Here is a 20,984-nt window from a genome sequence, read left to right on the forward strand (position 1 = left end):
TGTGTCAGATACTGTGTAGTGGACGCGAAGCGACAGTGTGAATAATTGTGTCTTTGTTGTGTTTGTTGTTTCCACACTCGAAAAGGAGTGTGTGTGTGTGTTTGTTTTGGTCTATTAGTACCAGTAGCCTTCACACCTTGCGGTGCGTCCAGGTCTGGCCTATCAACCCCATCGTCTGTGGGGGACCTCAAATACGAAACCTCATCTTAAAACAGGCTTCCCGCTTAGATGCTTTCAGCGGTTATCCCTTCCGTACGTAGCCAACCAGCGATGCTCCTGGCGGAACAACTGGCACACTAGAGGTACGTCCGTCCCGGTCCTCTCGTACTAGGGACAGCCTTCTTCAAGTTTCAACGCGCGCGGCGGATAGAGACCGAACTGTCTCACGACGTTCTGAACCCAGCTCGCGTGCCGCTTTAATGGGCGAACAGCCCAACCCTTGGGACCTACTCCAGCCCCAGGATGCGACGAGCCGACATCGAGGTGCCAAACCATCCCGTCGATATGGACTCTTGGGGAAGATCAGCCTGTTATCCCCGGGGTACCTTTTATCCGTTGAGCGACACCACATCCACAAGTAGGTGCCGGATCACTAGTCCCGACTTTCGTCCCTGTTCGACATGTCTGTCTCACAGTCAAGCTCCCTTGTGCACTTACACTCACCACCTGATTGCCAACCAGGCTGAGGGAACCTTTGGGCGCCTCCGTTACATTTTGGGAGGCAACCGCCCCAGTTAAACTACCCACCAGGCACTGTCCCCAACCCAGATCATGGGCCAAGGTTAGACATCCAATCCGATCAGAGTGGTATTTCAACAACGACTCCACAACCACTAGCGTGGCCGCTTCATAGTCTCCCACCTATCCTACACAAACCGAACCGAACACCAATACCAAGCTATAGTGAAGGTCCCGGGGTCTTTTCGTCCTGCCGCGCGTAACGAGCATCTTTACTCGTAGTGCAATTTCACCGGGCCTGTGGTTGAGACAGCAGAGAAGTCGTTACGCCATTCGTGCAGGTCGGAACTTACCCGACAAGGAATTTCGCTACCTTAGGATGGTTATAGTTACCACCGCCGTTTACTGGGGCTTAAATTCTCAGCTTCGCAGCCAAAAGACTACTAACCGGTCCTCTTAACCTTCCAGCACCGGGCAGGCGTCAGTCCATATACATCAACTTCACGTCTTCGCATGGACCTGTGTTTTTGATAAACAGTCGCTTCCCTCTATTCTCTGCGACCCCACAACCCACCACACTCGCAAAGAGTGCTTAAGTCGTGTGGTCCCCCTTCTCCCGAAGTTACGGGGGCATTTTGCCGAGTTCCTTAACCACAGTTCACCCGAACGCCTTAGTATTTTCAACCTGACCACCTGTGTCGGTTTAGGGTACGGGCCATACATCCACATCGCTAGAGGCTTTTCTCGACAGTACTAGATCACCAACTTCACCCACACTTGGGCTACGCATCACGCCTCAGGTTTAACGGTGCGCGGATTTACCTACACACCACCTCACACGCTTACACCAACAATCCACTAAGCGGCATGGCTACTACACTGTGTCACCCCATCACTTGAACCACACATCAGGCCCCACGACATCAACAAACCACACACTCAAAGAGTGCACAATCCGTATCCGCGGTGGTTAGTATCAGTGCTTTATCATGGGCGCGGATATACGGGTACCAGAATATCAACTGGTTATCCATCGACTACGCCTGTCGGCCTCGCCTTAGGTCCCGACTCACCCTGGGAAGACGAACTTGACCCAGGAACCCTTAGTCATCCGGCGGGAAGGATTCTCACCTTCCAATTCGTTACTCATGCCTGCATTCTCACTCGCACACACTCCACGCCTCCTTACGGTAACGCTTCAACACATGCACGACGCTCCCCTACCCAAACAAAAAAGTTTGCCGCGGCTTCGGCGGTGTGCTTGAGCCCCACTACATTGTCGGCGCAGGACCACTCGACCAGTGAGCTATTACGCACTCTTTCAAGGATGGCTGCTTCTAAGCCAACCTCCTGGCTGTCTTCGCGATCCCACATCCTTTTCCACTTAGCACACCCTTAGGGGCCTTAACCGGCGATCTGGGCTGTTTCCCTCTCGACTATGAAGCTTATCCCCCACAGTCTCACTGCCGCACAACACAATTGATGGCATTCGGAGTTTGGCTGACATTGCTAAGATTGTAGTCCCGCTCAACCAACCAGTAGCTCTACCTCCACCAAGCTACATGCGACGCTGCACCTAAATGCATTTCGGGGAGAACCAGCTATCACGGAGTTTGATTGGCCTTTCACCCCTACCCACAGCTCATCCCCGCAGTTTTCAACCTACGTGGGTTCGCGCCTCCACAGCATCTTACTACTGCTTCACACTGGCCATGGGTAGATCACCCCGCTTCGGGTCCAGGACACGCCACTCAAAACACCCCATTAGGATTCGGTTTCCCTACGGCTACCCCACACGGGTTAACCTCGCGACATGCCGCTGACTCGCAGGCTCATTCTTCAAAAGGCACGCCATCACACAACAAAAAGTGCTCTGACGGATTGTAAGCACATGGTTTCAGGAACTATTTCACTCCCCTCCCGGGGTACTTTTCACCATTCCCTCACGGTACTCATACACTATCGGTCACACTGAGTATTTAGGCTTACCGGGTGGTCCCGGCAGATTCACAGCAGATTCCACGAGCCCGCTGCTACTCGGGCAACCCAACAACCCATGCATTGCAGCCTTCAACTACGGGACTATCACCCTCTACGGTAGGCGTTTCCACACCACTTCACCTAACAACAACACACAAGCAAACCAGTGGTAGCTGGCTTCCATTGGGGCCCACAACACCGCACACACAACCCCTACCAAGTATCACATGCACACGGTTTAGCCTCATCCACGTTCGTTCGCCACTACTAGCAGAATCATATTTTATTTTCTTCTCCTACGGGTACTGAGATGTTTCACTTCCCCGCGTAAACCCCCACAACAGCTATGAATTCACTGAAGGGTAACACCCCATAACAGGTGCCAGGTTTCCCCATTCGGACATCCTCGGATCAACGCTTTATTGACAACTCCCCGAGGCTTAACGCAGCCTTACACGTCCTTCATCGGCTCAGCATGCCAAGGCATCCACCATGCGCCCTAAATAACGAACACACAACCAACAAGGCAACCACCACAAAAGCAGCAGAAGACAGTGTTGGTGTGAACACACAAAACACAAAAGAACAAAGAAATCACACAAACCACAACCCACCACCAACACACGCACAAAGCACGTATCAGCAGCAAGCATATGGTTTAATGCTCGCGTCCACTATACAGTTCTCACACAACACCCCACACCAGCCCAACAACCAGAACATTAAGCACTCTGACCATCAAGCTCATGTGGGTTAAACAACCAGGGAACAATGCCCCAGACACCCAACAATGCACCACGTACTTTTAAAAAATGTTAGTCAACCATTCTGGTTAAGATGTATCTCCACCCGATTAAACAAACGGTGGCAGCAAAACAATCGTTCACTCAACCACCACGCACATGAAAACACTCACATGCTTAAAGACACCAACTGGTGCCACAAATAAAGCTCCTTAGAAAGGAGGTGATCCACCCGCACCTTCCGGTACGGGTACCTTGTTACGACTTCGTCCCAATCGCCGATCCCACCTTCGACAGCTCCCTAACAAGTTTAGGCCACTGGCTTCGGGTGTTACCAACTTTCATGACGTGACGGGCGGTGTGTACAAGGCCCGGGAACGTATTCACCGCAGCATTGCTGATCTGCGATTACTAGCGACTCCGACTTCATGGGGTCGAGTTGCAGACCCCAATCCGAACTAAGGCCGGCTTTCAGCGATTCGCTCCACCTCACAGTGTCGCTGCGCGTTGTACCGACCATTGTAGCATGTGTGAAGCCCTGGACATAAGGGGCATGATGATTTGACGTCATCCCCACCTTCCTCCGAGTTAACCCCGGCAGTCTCTCATGAGTCCCCAACCAAATGCTGGCAACATAAGACAAGGGTTGCGCTCGTTGCGGGACTTAACCCAACATCTCACGACACGAGCTGACGACAACCATGCACCACCTGTACACCAACCACAAGGGACACTACATCTCTGCAGCAATCTGGTGTATGTCAAGCCCAGGTAAGGTTCTTCGCGTTGCATCGAATTAATCCACATGCTCCGCCGCTTGTGCGGGCCCCCGTCAATTCCTTTGAGTTTTAGCCTTGCGGCCGTACTCCCCAGGCGGGGCGCTTAATGCGTTAGCTACGGCACAGAAGACGTGGAAGCCCCCTACACCTAGCGCCCACCGTTTACGGCATGGACTACCAGGGTATCTAATCCTGTTTGCTACCCATGCTTTCGCTCCTCAGCGTCAGTAACTGCCCAGAGACCTGCCTTCGCCATCGGTGTTCCTCCTGATATCTGCGCATTTCACCGCTACACCAGGAATTCCAGTCTCCCCTACAGCACTCAAGTTATGCCCGTATCGCCTGCACGCCCGAAGTTAAGCCCCGGAATTTCACAGACGACGCGACAAACCACCTACGAGCTCTTTACGCCCAGTAATTCCGGACAACGCTCGCACCCTACGTATTACCGCGGCTGCTGGCACGTAGTTAGCCGGTGCTTCTTATACAGGTACCGTCACTTGCGCTTCGTCCCTGTCGAAAGGAGTTTACAACCCGAAGGCCGTCATCCCCCACGCGGCGTCGCTGCATCAGGCTTCCGCCCATTGTGCAATATTCCCCACTGCTGCCTCCCGTAGGAGTCTGGGCCGTATCTCAGTCCCAATGTGGCCGTACACCCTCTCAGGCCGGCTACCCGTCGACGCCTTGGTAGGCCATTACCCCACCAACAAGCTGATAGGCCGCGAGCTCATCTTGCACCGAAAAAACTTTCCAACCACCACACTAAAGGCAGTTCATATCCGGTATTAGACCCAGTTTCCCAAGCTTATCCCAGAGTGCAAGGCAGATCACCCACGTGTTACTCACCCGTTCGCCACTCGAGTACCAGTGCAAGCACTGGCCTTTCCGTTCGACTTGCATGTGTTAAGCACGCCGCCAGCGTTCGTCCTGAGCCAGGATCAAACTCTCCACAAAAAGGCCGTGAAAAGCCCAAACCTAGACAAACAGACAAACCACACCGCATGATGCAAACACACCACACGGACTGGCTATCCAAAAATTACATAAAGAAAAAATCCAAAAACCAACCCCCAACCCGACGGGGATATACAAGGAGGCTGGCCCAGTCAGAAGATTTTAAACAATACGCCCAAACAACTTATGTTATTTACAATGACGCCGCTAAAAGGAAAAGCGCCATCCGGCATACACCAACCGTGCCACACATACGGCACAACACGGCCAAAACAAATAAAATCAACCAACAAAAAAGTACATTGGCACACTATTGAGTTCTCAAACATCATCCGCACACTCTTTGCACTGAATCTTTTTATTCACTGCTCTGAGCGGCTGGAGTCCACACTCTAGCCAACAAGTTTGAATCTTGTCAACTGGGAGTTAATCTCCGTGTCACCAGCTTCTCGCGGCGACTTCGATAAATATACGCAGAGCTCCATATAACACCAAATCCGCTGGTCAACTTCTATATTTGGTCCTTTTACGGCCTTACAGCGCTATCTCACCGGAAAACGACGAATCCCGCCGCACTATGCGACGGGATTAACCACTGCAGGATCTCCGATGGCGGGCCTAACTAGTTGAGCTTGGCACCAGCAAAGTTCTTCTTGCCACGACGAAGCACAAGCCACGCACCGTGCAGCAAGTCCTCGGCGGCTGGCTCCCAATCATCAGACTCGATGCGCTGGTTATTGACATATGCACCGCCCTCCTTGATGGTTCGACGAGCTGCGCCCTTGGAATCGGCAAGGCCAGAAGCAACCAACAGGTCCACAATCGTGCGAGGCTCATCAGCAGCAATGTCAGCGACAGTGGTCTCAGACAGCGCACCAACCAGTGTCTGCTCGTCCAATTCAGCAAGCTCCGCCTTACCGAACAAGGCCTGTGCGGCAAGCTCAACGGATTTCGTGGCTTCCTCACCGTGGACCAAATTGGTCATTTCCTGCGCCAGGCGGCGCTGTGCCTCACGACGGAAGGGCTCCTCGGCAACCTTCTGCTCGTACTCAGCGATTTCTTCCTGGCTGAGGAAGGTAAACCACCGCAAGTAGTCGATGACCACGGAGTCACCCGCGTTGAGGAAGTACTGGGACCAGGAGTAAGGCGATGTCTTCTCCGGATCGAGCCAGAGTTTTCCGCCACCAGTGGACTTACCAAACTTCTGTCCCTGGGCATCCGTCACGAGCGGAACCGTCAGGCCGTGCACCTTGGCTCCCTTGACGCGTCGGTTGAGATCGACGCCCGAAACGATATTGCCCCACTGATCACCACCACCGATTTGCAGAACACAATCAAACTCGTCGTGCAGATGGACATAGTCATTGGACTGCAGGAGCATGTAGGAAAACTCGGTGTACGAGATGCCATCAGACTCCAAACGGCGCTTGACGGTGTCACGGTCCAGCATGGTGTTGAGAGAAAAGTTCTTTCCCACATCACGCAGGAAATCGATGACGGTCATTTTCGAAGTCCAGTCAGCATTGTTGACCATGGTGGCGGCGTTCTCACCCTCAAAATCAATGAACTGACGCAGTTGCTTCTTAATGGCGACCATATTGTCGTTGATGGTCTCCTGCGAGAGCATGGTGCGCTCTCCTACATCGCGCGGGTCACCGATCTGGCCCGTCGCGCCACCTGCCAGGGCAATCGGATGGTGACCAGCCTTCTGGAAGCGGCGAAGCATAATCATCGGTACGAGGTGTCCGGCATGCAGCGAATCGCCTGTCGGGTCAAAACCGCAGTACAACGTGATGGGTTCTTCGCAGGCCTCACGGAGTGCGTCGAGGTCGGTGGACTGGTTAATGAGGCCGCGCCACTGCAGCTCATCAATGATATTCATGAAGGCTCCTTTGAAAATCGATTCGTTCTTTTGAGATCTAGTTCTGCCGCGGCCACGGCGTAGCGTGGTCCACCAGCATGACGGGGATGTCGTTCTCAATGGGATAGGCCACGCCAAGGCGTTCATTGACCAAGACCTGTTCCTCGGCCAGATACTTCAACGGACCTTTATCCTGCGGACACACCAAGATGTCAAGCAGTTGCGAATCGAGACTCATAAGCGCTAAGCCTACACTTCCCTAGATTCCAAAGAAGGAAGGGTCCCACCATATTCGAGCTTGAGCGCCATGGAATGATTGCGAAGCTTGCGGACCGAGTTCTGGGAAATCGCCTCCTTGATTTGCTCCATTTCACGACCCAGGATGCTGAGCGATTCACTCATCTCCTCGACAGCAACCGGATCCTCCAGGTCTGTCACATCGAGGTAAGACCTCACCAGTTCTTTGGAGTGTTCTTCAATCATGTCGCGCACGAGGGCTTGCTGGTGCGGAGCCTCATCGAGTCGGTGCCAATTGTCTAACACCCACACCGCTGACTCATCGAAAGAATCCCACGCACGTTGGACAGGACTAGGAAGCTTGTGCGCTGTAAAGGTGTACCGGACTTCCTCCAAGGTATGGATAAGCTCGCCTTCCCCTGCCTTTGGTGGCTCCAAAACCTTCTCTTGCCGTGGCGGCGTCACGAATCCAGCAGCCATACCTGTGCAGATTGCGACGACCGGCCACAGGAAGCCCAAACCGCCGCCACTTAACACATGGAGGACAACGACGAGCGCGGTAACCGCAACGCCGACAACAACTTTTCGCGAGTTCAAGGCGTTCATGTAGGGCAGATCCTCCTGGGAAAGGTGGAGTTGGTTTACTGGTAGGCACGAATTTCTTCGAATGCGGCAGCGAGGTCACCGTTGAGCGCATCAAAGGTCTTGCCACCAGTGAGCTGAGCAAGTTCTTCCATCTCTTGGATATTGGCTTCACCATACAAAATGACAAAGACCGGAATCTCTTTTTTGTCCTCGGGCAGCTGCTCATAGGCTTCCTTGAACTGTGCAAATGTGCGCCCACGGGTAACTTCGCCGTCGGTCATGAGCACGACAGTGCCAATATCGCCGCCACTGGTATCCACTTCATCGAAAGCATTCAGGACGGCCTCGAAGGTCGCGGTATCACCATCCGCAACGAGGCGTTCCACGCGGTCTGCAAGCTCCTTGGTGGTTGCCGGCTGATCCTTATCCACGCGTGCACGAGTTGGCTGCTGGGGCTCTGAAGAATACGGAATCAGCTTGATATGCTCGCGATTTCGGAAGGCAACTTGGCCTTCGCCATCTGGGGTGCCGTCAGCTGAGCCGTCGATAAGCGGGAGCAAACTACTCTTGAGTAGATCCATACGCTCGCCTTCCATGGAGCCGGAGGTATCGAGGACCAAAGCCGTGTTGCCAGGATTGCGCAGTTCATGGGCAAAGGCAGCCTCCAGCGCATCAACGGTTTGCTCGTTTGCTGGGTAGGGCAGCTCAAAAACAGTGCCGGGCAAGTCAGAATTATCTACCCGCAAATGAAAGTCTGTGAGCTTGTCTGGATGCTCCGCAAACCACCCAGCAAGCGCCTGTACTTTTGCTTCTGCGTTTTTGTCTGAAGAGCTCGCCAAGGAAGACAACGGATAGTCTGCCGAAATCACTCCATCGGAGGGGATGACCACCTCTATGTCTGCTCCGTCATCTTTGAGCTGGTAAAGCACAGATTCATAGTTAAAGATTGCATCGGCTTGCTCCGGGTGTTCGCGGAAGCGGTCGGCCAACCAGCCAGAGGAACCTGATGTCAGGGTTTGGTTGCCAAAGAGCTCCTGCACTTTGCCAGTGGATTGCCTGATGTCCTTTTCCGTGAGGGCGCGTCCTGTGTCCGCAAAAGCAGTCGTTGCTGCCGATAGTGCGGAGAAACCCGAATTTGAGGTAGAAGGATCCGTCATGCCAAAAGTTATTCCGGAGTCAGCTATTTCTTGCCACGTCGGCTGCTTGCCGGTCCAGCCTTGCTTTTGTGCCACAGAGGACTGCACGCCGAGAGCTATTGGGGAACGCGCCACGCTGTGTTCTCTTCCCAGCTGGCCATCTGCACCGATAATGCGCGCATAGCGATTGGTGGCAAACCACGTCGCGTCATAGGCCCCTTCGAAACCACCTTGCTTAAGTGTGTGAGAATTCGCCAGCGTTCCGTCCTCGGTGGTCATGGTGATGTCGAAGCCGAGGTCTTGGGAGGCTTCGGCAAGCACGGGCTCCAGAGGTTCGAGCTCCGTTGCCGCCACGATTCTGAGACCCCCGCTGAATGAATTCCCAGCGCCGGGTTTCTGAGAGTCATCCAACAGATCACCCATCGAACAGGCCGTCAGCGCCATGGTGCCCACTAGGATGAGCAGTACTCTTAGTGACCGAAACATTCCCTCACAACCTTCCTGATGCTTGTTACTGCGGAGCCTTAACCGACTGCCTGCAGAATTTCCTCAAAATCAGCCCACCGCAGCTGACTATATTCTCCGCCATCCACGGGGATACTGTGATCGCTGGATGGATCAAATTTCGAGCTGAAGCCGGAGGCCTCTGTGCTGAGCTCGAGCCTCTCCATCACCGCAGGGATGCCGTCCTCATTCATTGCTTTAGCAAACAGCGCTCCCTCCTCAGTGCGAGGAATGACGATGCTGGTCAACGTCGTCGGTGGGTTCAGGGCTAAGGACGTATAGCGGGACAGGTCCTCACCTTCGTGGAGCAGGCGCACGTACTGATCGGTAGTTGCCAAGACCATGGGCATCTCCCCCTTATCTACCCGAAGAAAAGCATCGAGAATTCCCTGGTCGGTGGTCTCACTGTAGCCTTGTTCCGCTACGAGACCCCGCATGATGTCATCAGCTTCCGCATCAATCTTCGCCTTGTCATCGCGTCCTAGCTTCTTCTCCGCGTAATCCGCCCCAACGGTGCGTAGGACACGGGCGTAGCGCAATGCGGCAAAAGACTGGCTTACCTGGGGCACTGCAACATCCACGACACGCGGCGAGCCGAAGGTTGGGCTAATGTCACGCCAGCGAGTGTTTTCCTGGGACATGTCCACCAAGGTCTCTACGTTCAACGAAGCTAGGTTGTCGGATTCCGTGACCAAGTCGTGGTTCTTCATGTCCTCTACAAGCTCGCTATGCACCAGCACCAACAACTGATTGCCAAATACCATCGGAGAACCTTCATCCAGTTCCGCCAACTCCGGGTTGGTATTGCGTAGGTCAGACACCCACGCAGCGCCATTGGGGTCCGTCAAAATGAAGTCATAATCCTTGTCCACGCTGCTGCTGTGCTCAACGAAATCACGAGCCGGCACAACATCGAGGTCGAGCTCGATGTTGTGTTTCTCTAAAGCCTCGAGCAGGGCCGGGTCTTTAAAGGTAGCTTCCAGTTCTGGACTAATTGCGCCCGTGACAAGGGTCGTGTCCTTGAAAAAGTTGAACTTCGGCAGGGAATCTCCGCCACGCCCCACCACGAGGGAGGCCACGGCGAGGGCGATGAACACTGCGGCGAATACGAAGGATTTAGTACGCTTCGTCGACGATGTGCTGCTCATGATCTAAATCATAAAGTGATCTTCTTCTCATTGCTGGGTAAAGGAAGGGGGTGAGGGGGTAAAGCGGGAGCCCGCTGTCCTGCCTCACCCAGTTCTTTAAAGAAGAGAAGGAACGTTCGCTACCAAAGAGTAGAGGTCCTTCGGGTCCTCAGGGTTAGCAATGATATCAATCTCGGACTCTAGGTCGGTGCCCCGAACAGAATCGCGTAGATAACGCAGAGCAGAGAAATCATTAATAGCGAATCCGACGTCATCAAAAAGCGTAATCTGCTCCTCGCTATCGCGGCCCGTGGCCTGGCCTGTCAGTACCTGATAAAACTCGACGACTGGGAAATCCTCCGGCTTCTGCTGAATCTCGCCCTCAATGCGGGTTTGCTCGGGAAACTCAACAAAGACTTTTGACTTGTCCAAAATCGAGCTTTCCAGCTCCGTCTTGCCGGGACAATCACCGCCCACAGCGTTGAGATGCACGCCCGGGAGAACATGGCGCTCAGCCAGAATCTGGTTCTGCGCTTTATCCGCCGTGCAGGTGGTGATGATATCCGCGCCCTGCACCACCTCATCGACACTCGTGCAGGCAGTGATACTAAAGCCCAGCGGCTCAAGATTGCGCCTAAACTTTTCTACCGCCTGTGGGTCAATGTCGTAGATGGCTATGTCATCAATCCCCATGACTCCGCGGAAGGCCAGTGCTTGAAATTCCGACTGGGAACCAGCCCCGACCATGGCCATCCTTTTCGAATCCTGCCGGGCCAGGTGTTTGGCAACCATGGCCGAGGTAGCGGCCGTGCGCAGCGCTGTGAGCAGAGTCATCTCTGCTTCGAAGGTGGGGTAGCCATTGTCGACGTCGGCAAGCACGCCGAAGGCCGTAACCGTTTGGAATCCGCGCGCGGGATTGGAGGGGTGACCGTTGACGTACTTAAAGGAATACTCCTTACCGTTGGAAGTGGGCATAAGTTCGATGACGCCAAACGGGGTGTGGGAGGCAACTCGGGCGATTTTGTCGAAGCGCTCCCATTCGCAATAGTCCGCTTCAAGGTAATCCACCATACCGGTGATGATGTTTTCTACTCCCTCGCGCTGTATCCAGCGTGCCATGTTTTCTACATCAACAAACTTGACTGCGTGATTCATCTCTTTCTCCGCTCTTGATTCTTGTCTTAGTTCTTAGGGTGAAGGTCCGTCTGCGGCGCAGCCGGGAAGCGCGATGTGGGCAGGTGCTTGGCCTTCCTCTCCGCCGCGATGGCATAAATGCGCTCACGCCAGGCAAACCACATGGCTGCGAATACCGGAATGAGCAGCAGCGTCGAAGCCAAGGCAAAAGTTCCGATTGGGTAATCGAAGGCCATGAGAAGGATGACCACGGCGATGAAAGCCAACACCGACCAGTCACCGGCTTGTCCGAATGGTGAGCGGTATGTCGGGCGGGTATAGCGACCCTTCTTGGCCAGCTGCACAAATTTAATGTGTGACATGGCTACTGCCGCCCACGACGCCAATGTTCCGAGCGCCGCGAGGTTCAACACGATTTCAAAAGCCATCTCCGGCACGACATAGTTGAGAAACACACCGGTGAGGCCGACGAAGGCAGCCATCACGATGCCGCCATAGGGAACGCCGGATTTAGACATGCGGGCACCGAATTTAGGGCCGGATCCAGCGGTGGACATGTTGTACATGATGCGGCCCGTGGAATATAGCCCGGCGTTCAGAGAGGAAATAGCTGCAGTGATAACCACCAGCTGGAAGATGGGCGCCGCATAGCCTGCCCCGAGGGTCTCAAAGAAGGTCACAAAGGGCGAAACCTCCGCCACGTAGGTCGTATACGGCAGCACCAAGGTCAGCAGCAGGACGCTGCCGAAGTAGAAGACCACGATGCGGAACAACACGCTGTTGACTGCACGCGGAATATGCTTCTCGACATCCTTGGTCTCGCCAGAGGTGGTGCCCACCAGCTCGATGCCGGCGTAGGCGAAGACCACGCCTTGAATGACGATAACCGCAGGAAGCAGACCATTCGGCAGCCAACCGCCGGCATCAGCAATGAGGCTAAACCCAGTCGGATCACCATTCGGATGGCCTAAAATAACCACACCAATCGCCACCACCATAAAAATGATCAGCGCAACGATCTTGATCATGGAGAACCAATACTCCAGCTCGCCAAAGATCTTCACTGAGAGCATGTTGAACAGCAGGATGCTGCACACCACACCGAGAGCGAGCAACCATTGCGGGACGGCGTCAAGCCACGTGGTATATTGCCCAAACCACTTGATGTAGATGGCCACTGCGGTGCCATCTGCCACCAACGTCGCCGCCCAATTTCCCCAGTAGAGCCAACCGGTCACGAAGGCAGTCTTTTCGCCATAAAACTCACGCGCGTAGGAGACGAAAGAACCTGAGCTCGGGCGGTACACGATGAGTTCACCGAGCGAGCGCAAAATGATGTAGCCGAAGAATCCACACACCAAGTACAAGACGGCCAGGAAGGGTCCCGCCGTTTGGAGGCGCCCGCCGGTGCCGAGCAGCAACCCAGTACCGATGGCAGAGCCGATGGCAATCATCTGCAGCTGACGGTTGCTCATCCCCTTCTGGAGGCCGTGGTCTTCCGAAGCATAGACCGCCTTCTCTTTCTCATGAGACTCCGCGTTGGGCGGCCGAAGTGTTTCAGTCATAAGGGAGATAGTCCTTTCCGAATCCGGAACGCGATGGAGCTTCGCATTCCCTAAGGAAACGTTATAGGAACCTTATGAGACGCAACTCACTCCTACCCCCGTGCTGTGATGCACGACAACTATACGCAGTGGAAAAGAGCGCTCTGCGTCACCCCCACATAAGAAAAGAACCGCATGGCCAGAAGGACCATGCGGTTAGAGAAGCTGGCGCGTTTAGCGCAGCGGAGTCTGCGCCCAGTCGCGTGCGCCACGAGCACGCTCGCGAACCTTTTCGCGCTGCTCCACCACGCGGACACCGGCGGTGCCGCCCTTAGTAGAGCGCGATGCCACTGCCCCATCAATGGTCAACACCTCGCGGACCTCGGGGAGCAGGCGCTCGTCGACGCCCGCCAATTCCTCATCCGTGAGATCCACTAGGTCAACGCCGCGGGACTCTGCAATCTGCACGCACGCACCAGAAGCCTCATGAGCCTCGCGGAAAGGAACGCCTTGGCGCACCATCCACTCGGCCAGATCAGTGGCCAAGGTGAAACCGCGCGGGGCGAGCTCGCGCATGCGATCTTCGTGGAAGGTCAGGGTTTCGACCAATCCGGTCATCGCCGGCAGCAAAAGGTTCAGCTGCGCCACTGAGTCGACGATAGGTTCCTTATCCTCCTGCAGGTCACGGTTATAGGCCAAGGGCTGCGCCTTAAGCGTTGCCAGCAAGCCGGTGAGGTTGCCAATGAGCCGGCCGGTCTTGCCACGGGTCAACTCCGGTACGTCCGGGTTCTTCTTCTGCGGCATGATCGACGAGCCAGTGGACCAAGCATCATCCAAGGTGACGTAGCCATATTCCGGGGTGCACCAGTAGATGATCTCTTCGGATAGGCGCGACATATCCACGGCAATCTGGGTAAGGACGAAGGCCGTTTCAGAGGCGAAATCCCGCGCTGCCGTACCGTCCAGCGAGTTCTCTGCGGCGGAGTCGAAACCGAGCTCCTCGGCAATAGCCTCCGGGTCCAAGTGCAGCGAGGAACCAGCGAGTGCACCCGAGCCATAAGGAGACACGGCCAAACGCTTGTCCAGATCCTGGAGGCGCTCGATATCACGCAGCAACGGCTGGGCGTGTGCGAGCAACTCGTGCGCTAGCAGAACTGGCTGCGCCGCTTGGGAGTGGGTCTTGCCCGGCATAATCGCATCCGGATGAGCTTCGGCCTGACCAGCCAGAGCGTCCACCAAGTCGGTGACTTGGAGCGCGATATCGCGGATAGCATCGCGGATCCACATCCGGAACAGGGTGGCTACCTGGTCGTTGCGGGAACGTCCGGCGCGCAGGCGTCCACCAACCTCGGGGCCTACAATGTCGATGAGCCCGCGCTCCATCGCGCCGTGGACGTCCTCGTCCGTCGGTAGCGGGGTGAATTCACCAGAAGCAACCTTCTCCCCTAGTTCGCTGAGGCCGTTGAGCATGGTGTCCAAGTCGGCGTCGGACAGCAATCCGGCCTTGTGCAGGACCTTAGCGTGAGCCTTGGAGGCCAGCACATCATAGGGGGCGAGGACCCAGTCGAAGTGGGTGGATACGGACAGGGCAAACATCGCCTCGGATGGGCCGCCCGAAAAGCGGCCTCCCCACAACGCGCCCTCGTTAGTCTTGTGCATCGTTTCCTTACCTTGACCTTGGCTGAGCTTGCTTACTTGCCCGTGGGGAAACCGCCATCGCGGTCACGCTGGTTGGAGATCTGTGTTGACAGGCCGTGCAGCTGAACAAAGCCCTTGGCCGCAGTCTGATCGAAGGTATCGCCCGTGTCATAGGTAGCCAGGTCGAAGGAGTACAGAGACTGACCAGAGCGGCGGCCGTTGACAGTGGCGGTGCCGGCATGCAGAACCATGCGGATATCGCCGGTGACATTCTCTTGGGTGGACTCGGTGAAGGCATCCAGAGAGCGCTTCAGCGGCGAGAACCAGAGGCCATCGTAGACCTCTTCGGACCAGCGGGCGTCCGTGAGGCGCTTGTAGCGGGCCAGCTCGCGTTCCACAGTGACATCTTCCAATGCCTCGTGGGCCTTGATGAGAACCATGGCGCCAGGTGCCTCGTAGACCTCGCGGGACTTGATGCCCACCAGGCGGTCCTCCACCATATCGAGACGGCCAATACCCTGTGCACCGGCGCGGCGGTTGAGCTCCTCGATGGCCTGAAGGACGGTAACCGGCTTGCCATCGATAGCGGTGGGCACACCCTTGTCAAAGGTGATGGTCACCTCGTCCGGGGCATTGCCCAGGTCCGGCTGCTCGGTATAAGCGTAGAGATCCTTTGTCGGCGGGTTCCACAGATCTTCCAGGAAGCCGGTCTCGACCGCACGGCCCCACACGTTCTGGTCAATCGAGAACGGGGACGCAGCGGACTGCTCGATCGGAAGGTCGATTTCCTCAGCGAAGGCAATCGCCTTATCGCGGGTCCAGGCGTAGTCACGCGCCGGCGCAATGATTTCCAGTGCCGGATCCAATGCTCGGAAGGAAACCTCGAAACGCACCTGGTCGTTACCCTTGCCGGTGCAGCCGTGCGAAACATGCGTACCACCGTGGGCCTGAGCGGCCTCTACGAGGTGCTTGACGATGAGCGGGCGCGAGATAGCAGACACCAGCGGGTACTGCTTCATGTACATGCCGTTCGCCTTGATGGTGGGCAAGCAGTACTCTTCTGCGAACTCATCCTTTGCGTCGACAACGATGGACTCGACAGCACCGCAGTCGAGAGCACGCTGGCGCACAGATTCCATATCCTCGCCGCCCTGACCAAGGTCGAGGGACACAGCGATAACCTCGCCGCCGGTCATTTTGGCCAGGTAGGGAATGGCGACGGAAGTATCCAGACCGCCAGAGTAGGCAAGCACAACGCGTGCAGTCATAGTAGTTTGCTCCTTTAAGACAGACAGGTGCTAAAAATTGAACTGATTTATATTATACAGACTTACGTATAAATGTTAAATAGTACGGCTGGTGAGCTTTTCTGCAAGCTCACGGCCTCCTAGTCCTTCACGGGCAAGGACAAAGATGGTGTCATCGCCAGCAATACAACCCACCACATCTGGCAGGCCCACGCGATCAATGAAGGATGCTAGGTACTGGGCAGCGCCCGCGGGAGTACGAAGCATCGCGATGTTGCCGGAGAAGTCGTGGGAGACCACGAGTTCATCGAGCATGCGACGCAGCTTCTCGCGCGGACCGTTGAGCTGGTCTTCGAATTGCTCTAACTCGCCGCCCACCACGTAGAAGGACCGGCCACCATCGCGTTTCACTTTCTTGGCGCCCAGCTCATCGAGGTCGCGCGACAAGGTGGCTTGTGTGATGTCGATTCCCTCATCGAGCAAGAGCTCGGAGAGCTGGACTTGGCTCGTGACCCGCGTGCGGTCAAGAATCTCCAAGATCTTTGCTTGGCGGGCATTGCGCGTAGTTGGTGTTGTCGTCATGCGCTTAGTTCTCCTCCTGAGCTGCAAGAAGCCACACGAGCAGCGCCTTCTGCGCATGGAGGCGGTTTTCCGCCTCGTCGAAAACACGGGACTGTGGTCCGTCAATCACCTCAGCGGTCACTTCGTTGCCGCGATAGGCCGGTAAACAGTGCAGGAAGATTGCCTCTTCCTTGGCACGGGACATGACCTCTGGGGTGACCTGGTAAGGCAGGAACGGGGTGCGACGGTCCTTGCCGTCATCTTCCTGCCCCATGGAAACCCAGGTATCGGTGATAACAACGTCGGCGCCGCCGACAGCATCAAGGGAATCAGTCACGGTCACCGTGCCGCGCGTGCGGGCACGTTCTACAAATTCCGGCTGCGGCTGGAAACCTTCCGACGCAATGATCGTCATCTCCATGCCCGCGGTGGCAAAGCCCAACATATAAGAGTTAGCCATGTTGTTGTTGCCATCACCCAGGTAGACGGCCTTGCGGCCAGCAAGGTCACCGAAATTCTCGCGGCAGGTCACCAAATCCGCCAGGATCTGGCAGGGGTGTAGGTCGTCGGACAGAGCGTTGACGATAGGGACCGTCGCAGTTTCAGCCATCTCCAACAAATTCTGGTGTGCATAGGTGCGCCAGACAATAGCCTCGACAAAACGGGAGAGCACGGCTGCGGTGTCTTGGTAAGTCTCGCCCTTCCCCATCTGCGTGGACTTAGTCTCCGTGACGATGGCGTGGCCGCCTAGGTGAGCGATTCCTGCCTCGAAGGAGAAGCGCGTGCGCGTCGAGGTCTTGTCAAAAAGAACCGCGACTGACTTCGGTCCCTCCAAAGGACGCTCGGCAAAAGGGTCCTTCTTTAACCTCAGCGCGAGATCAAGGACCTCCGCTTGCTCCTGCGGTGTGAGGTCATCATCGGCCAAGAAATGGCGCACGCTCATCCAAAATCCTCCAGTACCTTATGCAGGCGCTCCACAGCCTGCGCGAGTTCTTCATCGGTAATCACTAGCGGCGGGGTCAGGCGCACGACCTCGCTACTTGGGGCGTTGAGAATAAGACCGTGTTGCAGGCCCGCAGCCACAACGTCCTTAGCCACCGACTTATTTAATACAACTCCTAGCATAAGCCCTCGGCCCCGGACAGACTGCACAGCCGGAGATTGAGCTAGCTCGGTGCGTAGCCACTCGCCCTTGCGGCTAACGTCGGCGAGGAAGGGGGCGTCGACAAGCTCCAGCACCGTCGCTGCCGCCGCACAGGAGACGGGATTTCCGCCGAAGGTCGTGCCGTGCGAACCCGGAGTAAAGAGATCCTTAGCCTGACCACGGGCAATCGTGGCACCAATCGGCATACCCGCGCCCAAGCCCTTGGCCATGGTGATGACATCCGGAAGGACGTTCTCATGTTGGAAGGCAAAGAAATCGCCGGTGCGCCCCACACCCGTTTGGACTTCATCGACAATCATGAGGATCCCATGCTTGGTGCACAGCTCGCGCACGGCGCTCAAGAATCCATCGGGCGCTGGAATCACACCGGTCTCCCCTTGGATGGGCTCCAAGATGATGGCGGAGGTATCCTCCGGGTTTTGCTCCACCAACGTGGTCAAATAATCAATATCGCCGTAGGTGTAGAACTCCACTCCGCCTGGGAAAGGTTCGAAAGCCTTGCGCTTTGCAGGTTGCCCCGTCATAGCGAGAGAGCCCATCGTCCGGCCGTGGAAACCATGATGCGCGGCGAGAATGCGGCGACGCCCCGTCAGGCGAGCCAGCTTAAAGGCAGCCTCATTGGCTTCCGCGCCGGAGTTGGAGAAGAAGACACGGGCGTCGCTGTCCCCCACCTTTTCCAGGAGCTTTCCGGCAGCCTCGACGACAGGTTTGCTGGCGAAGAGGTTGGAGACATGCCCCACGGTCGCCACCTGAGTGCTCACCGCTTCAACGATGGCCGGGTGGGCATAGCCCAGCGAATTCACTGCAATGCCGGCGAGCATATCAATGTATTCTTTACCGTCTTCATCAGTAACCGTGGCTCCCTTGCCAGATACGATGGCCACGGGTGGGGTGCCATAGGTGTTGCTCAGCACCTGTCCCCACCGTTGCGTCAGTGTGGTCTGCGCAGTCACTTGTTATCGTCCTTCCTAAAGATCGTGCCTTCTGGGTAGTCCTCACGGTTGTAATCAGTGGGCAGCACCATCGTGCCGATACCGCCCGTAGTGAGCAGCTCCAGCAACACGGCGTGAGCAATACGCCCGTCGATGACATGGGCGGCGCTCACACCACCCTCGACGGCCATGAGGCAGGACTCCATCTTCGGAATCATGCCCGAATCCAAGCCGGGGAGCAGTGCCCTGAGCTTGTCAACCTCAATTTTCGATACCAGGGATTCGCGGTTGGGCCAATCGGTATACAGACCCTCCACATTGGTGAGGATAACCAGGCGTTCGGCACCTAGGGCTCGTGCCAGCGCGCCGGCAGCGATATCCGCGTTAATGTTGTAGACCTCGCCGTCATTTCCGGGAGCGATGGTGGACACCACCGGGATGCGCCCGGCCTCGATGATGTCCATGACAGCAGAAGGTTCGACGCTGACAATGTCCCCCACCATGCCAATATCGGTGGGCTCACCGTCGACGTCAACGAGCCGCTTGCGGGCTTTAAACAACCCAGCATCCTCACCGGAAGTTCCCACAGCATAGGGACCATGGGAGTTGATGAGATTGACCAACCCGCGCCCCACTTGGCCGAAGAGAACCATGCGGACCACGTCCATGATTTCCGGGGTGGTCACCCGGAAGCCACCTTTGAATTCCCCTTCAATGCCCAGCTTGCCTAACATCTCATTGATCTGCGGTCCGCCACCATGCACCACGACGGGCTTAGCGCCCACGGTGCGCAGGAAAACCATGTCGGCGGCGAAGGCAGCCTTGAGCGAGTCATCCACCATCGCGTTACCGCCGTACTTGACGACGACGATCTTGTCGCGGTAGTGCTGCAGCCACGGCAAAGCTTCCGCGAGCACCGTGGCGCGGTCAGCATTGCTTAATCCCTGAAGCATTCTTCCTCCCCGTGAGAACTAAGAGCTATACGCGGAGTTGATCTCCACGTAGTCATGGGACAAGTCGGTGGTACGCACGAAGGCAGTACCGCTTCCTCCGGTTCCGAGGTCCACGCGCACGTCAATGTCGGCGCCAGAAAGGTCAACATCGCGCGCCCCGGGCGCACCAGTGGACTTAACGCATACGGCCTGGTCATTGAAGAACACGGAAATATTCTCCGGGTCCATATCGGCATCCGCCACGCCCACTGCGGCGAGCACGCGGCCCCAGTTGGGATCCGAGCCGAACATCGCGCACTTGAAGAGGTTGTCGCGCCCTAACGTCCGCGCAGCGTTCAGCGCCTGCTCATTGGTGCTCGTTCCCTCCACGGTGATCTTTACGCGCTTGGTCACGCCCTCAGCGTCTGCCTGGAGCTGGTCCGCGATATCGGAGCACACGGCCAGGACCGCTGCATCCAACTCCTCCTGGCTCGGTTCTACACCAGAAGCACCAGAGGACAGGATGATGACGGTGTCGTTCGTTGACGTCGAACCGTCCACATCGAGCGTGTTGAAGGTCTGATCACTGGCGGCCTGCAGGGCCGAGTGCAATGCTTGTGGGGAGGCCACGGCATCCGTGGTCACGCATACCAGCATGGTGGCCAGCGAGGGAGCCATCATACCCACGCCTTTGCCCATCGCGCCCATGCTCCAGCCGTCGGACTCGACGACTGCTTCCTTAATTACGGTATCGGTGGTCATGATGGCCTCTGCCGCAGCCTGACCGTGAGCCTTATCCGCACCCAAATTCCCGGCAACCACCCCGATGCCTGCTAGCGCCTGCTCCATGGGCAGTGGCTCTCCGATGAGGCCCGTCGAGCAAGCAGCAATGTTGGCTACAGGAATACCCGTGTGTTCGGAAACAGCGGCAACCATCGCCGCGGCGTCCTTGTCTCCCTGCTCGCCGTTGCAGGCATTAGCGTTGCCAGAGTTATAAATAACTGCTTGAAGTGTGCCATCGGCTACTGCCTCGCGGGAAAGCTTCACGGGTGCGGCCACCACGCGGTTGCGGGTGAACACCGCCGCTGCGTCGAAATTCGGGCCCTGGTTAACCACGAGTGCCATATCAGGCTTTCCCGAGGGCTTAATCCCCGCCCTCGTGGCCGCTGCCAGGAAACCTGCGGGTGCAGTGATCATTTTTATTTTCTCCTTGTCTTAACAGAACGGAAGTCCCCACGGAATTGGAT

At 56.3% G+C, this 20,984-nt stretch carries 14 protein-coding genes and 2 rRNA genes; all 16 read right to left on the reverse strand.

Annotated features, from left to right (window positions below):
* Nucleotides 1-95: 95 nt before the first annotated feature.
* The 16 genes from CAURIM_RS07025 to argJ all read right to left on the reverse strand — a co-directional run bounded on the left by CAURIM_RS07025 (nucleotide 96) and on the right by argJ (nucleotide 20,934).
* Nucleotides 96-3,172 (reverse strand): 23S ribosomal RNA (locus tag CAURIM_RS07025).
* Nucleotides 3,173-3,617: 445 nt separating this feature from the next.
* Nucleotides 3,618-5,134, reverse strand: a 16S ribosomal RNA gene (locus CAURIM_RS07030).
* The 16S and 23S rRNA genes sit together here, the layout of an rRNA operon.
* Nucleotides 5,135-5,756: 622 nt before the next feature.
* Nucleotides 5,757-7,016, reverse strand: coding sequence for a tyrosine--tRNA ligase (gene tyrS, locus CAURIM_RS07035; protein WP_201828149.1), 1,260 nt, complete (start codon nucleotides 7,014-7,016; stop codon nucleotides 5,757-5,759).
* 37 nt (nucleotides 7,017-7,053) lie between these two features.
* The gene (locus tag CAURIM_RS07040; RefSeq protein ID WP_010190039.1) at nucleotides 7,054-7,233 is read right to left on the reverse strand and encodes a Trm112 family protein; all 180 of its coding nucleotides are present in this window, start codon (nucleotides 7,231-7,233) and stop codon (nucleotides 7,054-7,056) included.
* Between the two features lie 11 nt (nucleotides 7,234-7,244).
* The gene (locus CAURIM_RS07045) at nucleotides 7,245-7,838 is read right to left on the reverse strand and encodes a hypothetical protein (RefSeq protein WP_070711253.1); all 594 of its coding nucleotides are present in this window, start codon (nucleotides 7,836-7,838) and stop codon (nucleotides 7,245-7,247) included.
* 35 nt (nucleotides 7,839-7,873) lie between these two features.
* Nucleotides 7,874-9,439 carry a vWA domain-containing protein gene (locus CAURIM_RS07050; protein WP_236659263.1) on the reverse strand — a complete coding sequence of 522 codons (1,566 nt, stop codon included), beginning with the start codon at nucleotides 9,437-9,439 and terminating at the stop codon, nucleotides 7,874-7,876.
* A gap of 38 nt (nucleotides 9,440-9,477) precedes the next feature.
* Entirely contained in the window at nucleotides 9,478-10,605 is a 1,128-nt protein-coding gene (locus CAURIM_RS07055; protein WP_070711255.1) for a hypothetical protein, read from the reverse strand.
* 96 nt (nucleotides 10,606-10,701) lie between these two features.
* On the reverse strand, nucleotides 10,702-11,739 hold the full coding sequence (gene ocd / locus CAURIM_RS07060; protein ID WP_201828147.1) for an ornithine cyclodeaminase: 1,038 nt from the start codon (nucleotides 11,737-11,739) through the stop codon (nucleotides 10,702-10,704).
* Nucleotides 11,740-11,765: 26 nt separating this feature from the next.
* On the reverse strand, nucleotides 11,766-13,283 hold the full coding sequence (locus CAURIM_RS07065; protein WP_408909946.1) for an amino acid permease: 1,518 nt from the start codon (nucleotides 13,281-13,283) through the stop codon (nucleotides 11,766-11,768).
* A 213-nt stretch (nucleotides 13,284-13,496) separates the two neighbouring features.
* Nucleotides 13,497-14,921, reverse strand: a complete 1,425-nt coding sequence (gene argH / locus CAURIM_RS07070) for an argininosuccinate lyase (RefSeq protein ID WP_201828145.1) — start codon at nucleotides 14,919-14,921, stop codon at nucleotides 13,497-13,499.
* 32 nt (nucleotides 14,922-14,953) lie between these two features.
* On the reverse strand, nucleotides 14,954-16,168 hold the full coding sequence (locus CAURIM_RS07075) for an argininosuccinate synthase (RefSeq protein WP_070446924.1): 1,215 nt from the start codon (nucleotides 16,166-16,168) through the stop codon (nucleotides 14,954-14,956).
* Nucleotides 16,169-16,243: 75 nt separating this feature from the next.
* On the reverse strand, nucleotides 16,244-16,729 hold the full coding sequence (locus tag CAURIM_RS07080; protein WP_070446922.1) for an arginine repressor: 486 nt from the start codon (nucleotides 16,727-16,729) through the stop codon (nucleotides 16,244-16,246).
* Between the two features lie 4 nt (nucleotides 16,730-16,733).
* Nucleotides 16,734-17,651, reverse strand: coding sequence for an ornithine carbamoyltransferase (gene argF / locus CAURIM_RS07085; protein WP_201828143.1), 918 nt, complete (start codon nucleotides 17,649-17,651; stop codon nucleotides 16,734-16,736).
* On the reverse strand, nucleotides 17,648-18,826 hold the full coding sequence (locus tag CAURIM_RS07090) for an acetylornithine transaminase (RefSeq protein WP_070446919.1): 1,179 nt from the start codon (nucleotides 18,824-18,826) through the stop codon (nucleotides 17,648-17,650). Before CAURIM_RS07090 ends, argF begins: the two co-directional genes overlap by 4 nt.
* Nucleotides 18,823-19,758 (reverse strand): acetylglutamate kinase, encoded by a 936-nt coding sequence (gene argB, locus CAURIM_RS07095; RefSeq protein ID WP_070446917.1) that lies wholly within the window; start codon nucleotides 19,756-19,758, stop codon nucleotides 18,823-18,825. The genes CAURIM_RS07090 and argB overlap by 4 nt, the downstream gene beginning before the upstream one ends.
* Nucleotides 19,759-19,776: 18 nt before the next feature.
* Complete coding sequence (argJ, locus tag CAURIM_RS07100; RefSeq protein WP_201828141.1) at nucleotides 19,777-20,934, reverse strand: bifunctional glutamate N-acetyltransferase/amino-acid acetyltransferase ArgJ; 1,158 nt, start codon at nucleotides 20,932-20,934, stop codon at nucleotides 19,777-19,779.
* Nucleotides 20,935-20,984 lie beyond the last annotated feature (50 nt).

This window comes from Corynebacterium aurimucosum (assembly GCF_030408555.1).
Classification (GTDB): Bacteria; Actinomycetota; Actinomycetes; order Mycobacteriales; family Mycobacteriaceae; genus Corynebacterium; species Corynebacterium aurimucosum.